Here is a 7245-nt window from a genome sequence, read left to right on the forward strand (position 1 = left end):
CATCGCTCCTCGAAGACATGCCGTGCCGAATCTCGCCTTCAACACTTCACGGTTCCGCCGGATTCCCGTGTCCGGCAGCTGATCTCGTTCGCCTTTCCGGTATAGAGGGGTTTCTCGCCGCCTGTGCGGATAAACCCAACTCGTCGATTTCATACTTCTTTCTGTCCGGCACAGTCATTACACCCAAAAGAAAGTCAGTAGATATGTTGAGGGCTTTTGCGATGCGGATGATATTTTCCTCGCAGGGTTCGTCTGTTTTTCCGCTCGGAAAACGACTGAGAAGGCTGTCCTTGCAGCCGATTTTGTTGGGCAAGTTCCATCCGGGAAACATTGCAACGCTTCATCAAATCGGAAAGCCTTTGCCGGACATTGCCGGGTAGGAATACAGTCTCCATCCATCAGGCGAATATTCGACGATCTTCGAACATCTCCTCAATCTGCTTCGCGATCCATTCGGGCAATAGTGGTTCCTTCTTTTCCGCATCAGGACGTTGACCCACGGAAAGGACCGGCGGCTTCCCGGTCAGGTGTACCTCACGATTCGCATCCCGAATCGGAGCCGGCTTGAATGCGGTCGCGGAATGGAGCAGAGATTCCAGTTCCTTCGCGAAAGGCGCGTCGCTGACCCTGTACTTGCGCACAAGCCTAGACACGTACATGCGAAAATCATTCGGTTCCCCGTCAAGTCCGAATTTGACGAGCTGGACAATTCCATTGCTAGATTCCGGATACTGTTCCGTGATGTTCAATCATCATGCATTGGTATTTCAGGACATGGGGAAACCCGTGGCACGTTTTTCTTTCGCTCAGACGAAAAATGTGCCGGACCGATAGGTCGCCCCTATGATCGTCGGCATCCCCCCCGCCAGATGAACCTACGCAATCACCGTCGATGGTTCGTGCCGGAGTATGTTTCGTATCAGGGCGCTCATGTCGCAGACCGGCAGATAGCGGGTGACGATGGTCCAGATGATCGCAACCTCGATCAGTCCGACGACGACGGTCACGGTTCCCCATACAAGTTGCATCCACAGTCGTGGGCCCATAGCCGCCCGACCGGTCACGCCGGCGATCACGACGAGGACGATGAGCGCCGATGTCAGTAGTGTGATGTCCCAATCGTGGAACCATTGGCTTGCCAGGACGAGCCAATGCGTGAGTGATCCGAGCAATCCGGTGATGGTTGCCATGTCCGCCGTCCTTTCCGGTTTCCGAGGTCCTTTCCTCCCCTTCCACATGCTTTACGGCCGATGCCGGCCGATTCGCGTCTACGTGGCCCGCTTAACAAGGAGACTGGCGGCTGGACGTTGCGGCATGGACGACGTGGACATCCCCGGATCATCGGGCTTATATCCGCAACCCGTTACGCGGCTTGTCGGAAGGCCTCCGTGATGGCTGCCATGCCGTTGTCTCTTCCGGTCTCGTCGACGTTTCCTCCGCATGATTGATGGCCGACATGTCCCGGCCTGCCGATGGCCGGTGCCGTCTGCCGGGGTTGACGACGCCGTCGGTGTGGTTGATCCGCCCGTCGAGGTTGGCCCAATGCTGTTCCTGCCTCCGCTTGACGTGGGCGGTCGCTCCCCCAGCGGATCATCTTCCTCGTCGACCTGCCACATGGCCCGGTAGACGACGACGTCGCGGAACAGGGTCGGGTCGTCGGCCGATGCTTCGAGTATCCGTCCGGTCCATGGCTGGTTTGAGGCTTGTGCGTCGCGGACGAGTTCGCCCACTTTCAGTTCGATGAGTCGTTCGTTCTGTCTTACGATGTCGAGTTCGCTGCCGTGCCGGCTGGCCCGGATGCGCGGGATGACGCCGGCACACCATTCCTCGTGGACGGTGCCGTTCACCCGGTCGAGCAGTCCGGCGTTGAGCCGTCCCGCGATGGTGGCGGCCCAGTCGGGTTCCACGGGCCGGCTTTGCCCTCTCATGCCGGGATTCTCCTTGAGGATCCTTCCCTCTTCCCTGCGTAGTTCACGCCATTGGGGGAACAGGCTCTGGTCGAAGCCCTTGACCGGCTGGCACAGGCCGTCGAGTATGGTCTTGACCGCGGGGATGCAGGAATGGTCCACGTCGATGGTGATCGCCTTGCCGTCGAGCGTGTCGGCGAGAGCGTAGGGAATGTCGCTGCGTTCGAGGATCTCCGTGACGTATCGCGCCTGTTCGGAGTCCCTGCTGACGTCCATGTCGATACGGTATGTGGTATCGTCCATCCGGTCGGGATGCAGAACCCTGGCGATTCGCGCTATCTTCCCGACGAGCTGGTCGAGGTCAAGCCGACGGCCTTTGAGACGGTCGGGGTCGAGCGGCTGGCCGATGATCGCGAAGGCGCGTTTCGCGTCGGTCATGTAGGCGCGTGACCAGACGCCGCGGAGCCATTCGTAGCTTGGGCTGCGGGTGATTTTGTCGACGGTTTTGGGATCGTGGCGTCTGGCGAGCATGGCGTTGAGGTGAGGGCCGGAGATGAGGCCGGCGGCGTAGTCGTGTTCGCACATGAGCCGTTTGAGGTTCATGCGGTCCGTCCGTTCACGTTCCAGGGTTTCGGTGGCGGTCGCAGCGTCGGGATGGTTGAGCAGGCTTGCTTTCATACGCGACATGGCGATGGCCTTGGGGTCCGTCTCGACGCCGGAGAGTTGGTGTCTGATCTTGCGTTGCTCCTCGTCCGGGCAGGCGTAGTAGAAGTGGTTCTCCTCCTTGCCTCTGCTGCCTGCGACGTATTGCAGGTTGCATGGGGTGTTCGCGTCGGACGGGAACAGTACCGCGCAACGGTCCACGGTCATGCCCTGGCAGCGGTGTACGGTGCAGGCGTATCCGGCTTCGCATCCCGTTTCGAGGAATTCCCGCGGGATCTCCCAACGGCTGCCGTCGGCCAGGCTTACGCATGAGACGTCCCGCCGTCCGACGTTTTCGATGCGGAACGTCATGCCGTTTTCTATCGTCCGGCCGTCATGGGATGTGACGTCGTCTTCGTTCTTCCTGCACACTATCTGGTCTCCTCGGCCGACGTCCAGGCCGTCGCGGAGCGCGAAGGTTTTGGCGGGGTCGGCTTCGCTTTGCCCTTTGGAACGTCGTTCGAGGATGAACCGTCTGTTGATGTCCCTGACCTGATCCCTGGTGCCGGCGATGAGCAGGGTGCTTTTGCCCTGGTCCTGCCATTCGATGCACTGGACGTAGGACTCCTCCTCCAATTGCACGTCCTCTCCCCAGTGGAGCCGGTCGTGGTCCACGTACCGTTGCACGAGCCGTTCGCATGAGGCGACGCTTTCGGGATCGGCGCGGTCGCCGCCTTTCCTGAGTTCGAGCGTCGCCCGTCCCTCGCCTTCCCATCTGCGGATGGAGTCCCTTCCGCCGTGGGGTCCCCGTCCCATTTGTCGGCCTTGGAGGTGAACCGCCACAGGCTTGAGAGCATCTGATACATGCCGTGCCGTTCCATCCAGCCGAGCATGCCGCCGGCTCCGGAGACGCTGTCGAGTTGGAGCGGGTCTCCGGTCAGGGTGACCTTGGCTCCCATGAGTTCGGCCATTCTTGATATCTGGGCCATGTGCCTGGTGTCGACCATGCCGGCCTCGTCGATGATCACGAGCTGATTCGGCCGGATGGAGTAGGTGCTTTCCTCGGCGAGGATCCGGCTCAGCCGCATGCGGCAGGCGAGTCTTTGGACCGGGTCGGGCGTCGACCGGATCTGCTGGTCGAGCACGGCGATGTCGCGTCGGTGTCGCTCGATCTGGTCGATGTCGTTGTGGTAGAGGAGTTTGGCGATGGTGATGCTGTTGCATCCAATGCTGTTCCTCAGTTCGCCGACGGCCCTGCGGCTGGTCGCCAGTCCCAGGACGCTGTCGGGACCGTATTTGGCGCGCCATGCGTCCGCCACCGCTCGCATGGTGGTCGTCTTTCCCGTGCCTGCCGGTCCGATGACCGCGCCGACCATCCTGGGATTGGACAATGCGTAGACAGCGGCTTCGAACTGGTCGGCGGCCAGCGGGTATCCTCCGTTCCGCCTGGCCTGCTCGTTCCATCCTTGCAGCCATATGCGGGCCTCGTCCACGGTGAATCCGGTGACGGCCGGCTTCCCGGCCTGTCCGATCATATAATGTTCGGCGTCGAGGATCTCCTGGCTGGTGTATAGGTCGAGCTTGTCGTCGTCGAACACGCTTACGCCGTTGCCGTTGGTGAGGGTGGGACTGTCCTTGGCGTCCTGCGGGATCCGGTATCTGCCGGGTGTGAATTTGACGCATCGTGCGAGGGCGAGGTCCGCGATCCGGTTGGCGACGATGATCCGCTGTTCGGGGTCGATGCGGACGCTTCTGAGGAGTCGTTCGGCTTCGGCCCTCACGTTGGTCTTCTTCCATGTGGTCCGGCCTTTGGATACGTTGCGGTAGGACAGGTCGACGAGTTCCCGTTCGAGTTGGAGGCCGTTCTTGCCCGTCCGGCTCATGTCGGCGATCTGGTCGAGCGGAGCCGGCTGATGTCCTCCTGGCAGGTGGAGTCGATGTGCAGCATGCTGGTCTTGCGGGAGTTGACGGTGTCCCACACGTGCCGGATGTCGATGTCGGTCGCCGTCTGCCCGAGTTTCTTCCACCAGTGTCGTTGTTTTTCCGCGAGGCTGGGTTGGATTTCCGGTTTCGCCTTCCTGGTGGCCTGCCATGCTTCCAGGTCGATCTGCGCGCGTCGTTGGAAGCTGACGGGCCGTCCGGTCTGGGCCTCTTCCTGTTGGACCCGCTGCTCGACCTGTTTCGCGATCTCACTGTGACGGCCGCCGAATGCCTCGATGAGTTCGGCGGGTACCCCGTCCACCTCGTTGATGACGGATTTGGTTCCCTGTTCGTTGACCTTGGTGGTCCAGGTCCATCCGAATCGTTGGGTGAGCAGGTCCTGGAGGAGGTTCTCGTGGATTTCGGAGATCTCGACCATGCTGGAGTACAGTTTCCTGCCGTCGAGCGCGGTCCATACCCCGTCAGAGCTTCTGCGCACGCGGTTGGATATGGTGATGTGCTTGTGCGGTTGCGGGTCGCCGTCACGGGTGTCGAAATGGTCGAACACGAATCCGGCGACGCCGTCGCATGCCACGGATGCGACCCCGCCTTGCCCCGCCCGCGTCGAAGCGTATTCGTCTTCGAGGTAGGCGATGGTCATGTCCGTGGCTTTCTGGAGGCATTCGTCGATGCCCCTGCGTGTTTCCGCGTCGCCGAACGCCCATAGGATGCTGACGCTTTTCGGCTGTCTGGTGGTGTAGTCCCAGCCGGCGACCGGCGGTTCGCCGTCGTCGCCCTTGGTGAGTTTCACGTCGCCCAGGAATCTTCCCGTTGACGGGTCACGACTGTCGTTGATGAGGCTGCGGACCGTTTTCGACGATGCCGTCCGTCCGACGGAGCCTCCCAGGAGTTCGGCGCCGGAACCTATCCACCGTCCGGGCGGGTTGCCCTTCGCGGTGTAGTATCCGCTTGGTCCCGTGCCGACCGTAGCCCCGTCCGCGTCGAGTGCCTCCATGATGTCGTGCAGCGTGTATTCCGCGTTCGCGAGTTTGGTGAGGTTCATTGCCATGTCGTTTCCTCTTTGCGCAGTTCGTCGATGTAGCCTCCCTTGGGCGCGTCGTCGATCAGATCCCTGTCCGACGTTGCGGCCAGTCTGAGCAGGAGGTCCGCATTGTCGCGGAACGTCTGTTTGAGCCTGCCGGCCTGTTCGCCCAGGGTTCTTTCGTGTTCCTTGCATGCCCTGATGCGTGTCCTGAGGTCCTTCGTCTCCTTCTTCAGCCGTTGGAGATGCTCCATGCCGGCCCGCTGCCGGCCGGCCTCCCGCACGTTCCTTCTCTCACGGTACCGTCGCTGCCGGCATCGGCGGCTGCAGTATCGCGGCACGGGTCCCCTCCTGGGCTTGCACACGGGCCTGCCGCACACCTCGCATACGCCCGCGATGGTCCTGTCGCCGGCACGCCACGCGCCGCGACGGCATTTGCCCGAACAGTATCCGTCCTCCCATACCTGCGTATGCTTCCCGCAATGCCTGCAGATCCCGTCTATCCGATGTACCGCCATCTGTCCTCCCTTCGAATCCGGATCCTTGCCGTGTCGTCACTTGAACCGCCACGGGCCCGGATCCCATTGTCCTCCGACATGGTCCTCGGCCCATAGCCGCTGCAGCGCCTTGACGTCCGAGAACGTCCGCCGGCCCCGACCGTCCTCATGATCCAGATCGTCGCGGTACTCGTCCTCCATGCCCTCCATCGGCAGGGCCCATTCCCCGGCGCCCACGCGGGTCAGCGTGCCGTCCTCACTGCATTCGGGATCATGCTCCCAGAATGCGGTGTGGGTCCAGCCGTCACGTCGGGCGATGAGCGCCACTGTCCGTCGGCCCAGCATCCGGGTCAGGTCCACGGCCCATGGCTCCCGATATTGGATGAGCGCGGACGGCATGACGTTCATGGCGGCGATCATGCACCGGTACGACACGAGCAGCGTGGCGGCCAGGACCCGGTCGTGCTCGTCCGCGAGCTCGTTGCGGTTCTCGATCTGCCACCGCCACTGGTTCGCGGCCCGTTTGCGGTCCTCCAACGCTTCGAGGAACATGGCCTCGACACGCTCCTCGTTCTCCTCGGCCGCACGCCTGCGCCTGATGGTCCGGATCCGGTCCTTGCACCCTCGATGGCTCTTCAGCCATGCCCCGTTCACCTTGCTGCGCTCCGTCACGGGCCTGCCGCAGGCCTCGCACACGGGCGGTTTTTCACTGTCATCCATGCCCATCCCACGCGGATTCCCATACGGTTTGTCGCGATATCGGGCGAAAACCCATCTAAACACGTCACACGACCTATGAACGACGCCGTTCCCGGTGATATGGACTGGGTTTTGTTCCTGATTTCCCCCAGATAAGGAATGATGGAATTATGAGTACGAGATATGCCAAGGAGTTCAGGGACCGGGCCGTCAGGCTGTTGGCCGAGTCCCGGGAGAATTACGCGTCGGAGACGAAGGCGTTGCAGGGCGTGGCGAAGGATCTGGGTGTGGCGGCGGAATCATTGCGCCGCTGGCAGGCCAAGGCTGATACGGCAGGCACGGCGGGTCCCGAGGAGTCCGGCGAGCTCAGGCGGCTGCGTCGGGAGAATGCGCAGCTGCGTCGGGCGAACGAGATCCTGTCGAGCGCGTCGGCTTTTTTCGCCTCACGGCTCGACCCGACACGACGTTGATGGTCGAGTACGATCGACACTCATCGCCACCGGTTCGGGGTCGGGCCGATCCGCACGGTCCCGCGGGC

Annotated in this window: 7 protein-coding genes and 1 pseudogene; 1 reads left to right on the top strand and 7 read right to left on the bottom strand. The window is 62.1% G+C overall.

Annotated features, from left to right (window positions below; translation table 11 throughout):
• Positions 1-46 precede the first annotated feature (46 nt).
• The 7 genes from DB51_RS09410 to DB51_RS09435 form a co-directional block, all read right to left on the bottom strand.
• Positions 47-313 carry a helix-turn-helix transcriptional regulator gene (locus tag DB51_RS09410; RefSeq protein ID WP_123645440.1) on the bottom strand — a complete coding sequence of 89 codons (267 nt, stop codon included), beginning with the start codon at positions 311-313 and terminating at the stop codon, positions 47-49.
• Positions 314-398: 85 nt separating this feature from the next.
• Positions 399-659 (bottom strand): hypothetical protein, encoded by a 261-nt coding sequence (locus tag DB51_RS09415; protein ID WP_162174648.1) that lies wholly within the window; start codon positions 657-659, stop codon positions 399-401.
• Positions 660-875: 216 nt separating this feature from the next.
• Positions 876-1190 carry a hypothetical protein gene (locus DB51_RS09420; RefSeq protein ID WP_033513639.1) on the bottom strand — a complete coding sequence of 105 codons (315 nt, stop codon included), beginning with the start codon at positions 1188-1190 and terminating at the stop codon, positions 876-878.
• A 1790-nt stretch (positions 1191-2980) separates the two neighbouring features.
• Positions 2981-4432, bottom strand: coding sequence for an AAA family ATPase (locus tag DB51_RS10485; protein ID WP_238548365.1), 1452 nt, complete (start codon positions 4430-4432; stop codon positions 2981-2983).
• A complete protein-coding gene (gene mobF, locus DB51_RS10490; RefSeq protein WP_238548366.1) occupies positions 4429-5538 on the bottom strand; it encodes a MobF family relaxase in 1110 nt (369 codons plus the stop codon). Before mobF ends, DB51_RS10485 begins: the two co-directional genes overlap by 4 nt.
• Positions 5529-5795 (bottom strand): hypothetical protein, encoded by a 267-nt coding sequence (locus DB51_RS09430; protein WP_238548367.1) that lies wholly within the window; start codon positions 5793-5795, stop codon positions 5529-5531. The genes mobF and DB51_RS09430 overlap by 10 nt, the downstream gene beginning before the upstream one ends.
• Before the next feature lie 270 nt (positions 5796-6065).
• Positions 6066-6728, bottom strand: a complete 663-nt coding sequence (locus DB51_RS09435; RefSeq protein ID WP_237745319.1) for a hypothetical protein — start codon at positions 6726-6728, stop codon at positions 6066-6068.
• A gap of 149 nt (positions 6729-6877) precedes the next feature.
• Here DB51_RS09435 and DB51_RS09440 point away from each other — a divergent pair.
• Positions 6878-7245: pseudogene (locus DB51_RS09440) on the top strand (transposase); the annotation flags it as partial.

The sequence above is a fragment of the Bifidobacterium crudilactis genome (assembly GCF_000738005.1).
GTDB lineage: Bacteria > Actinomycetota > Actinomycetes > Actinomycetales > Bifidobacteriaceae > Bombiscardovia > Bombiscardovia crudilactis.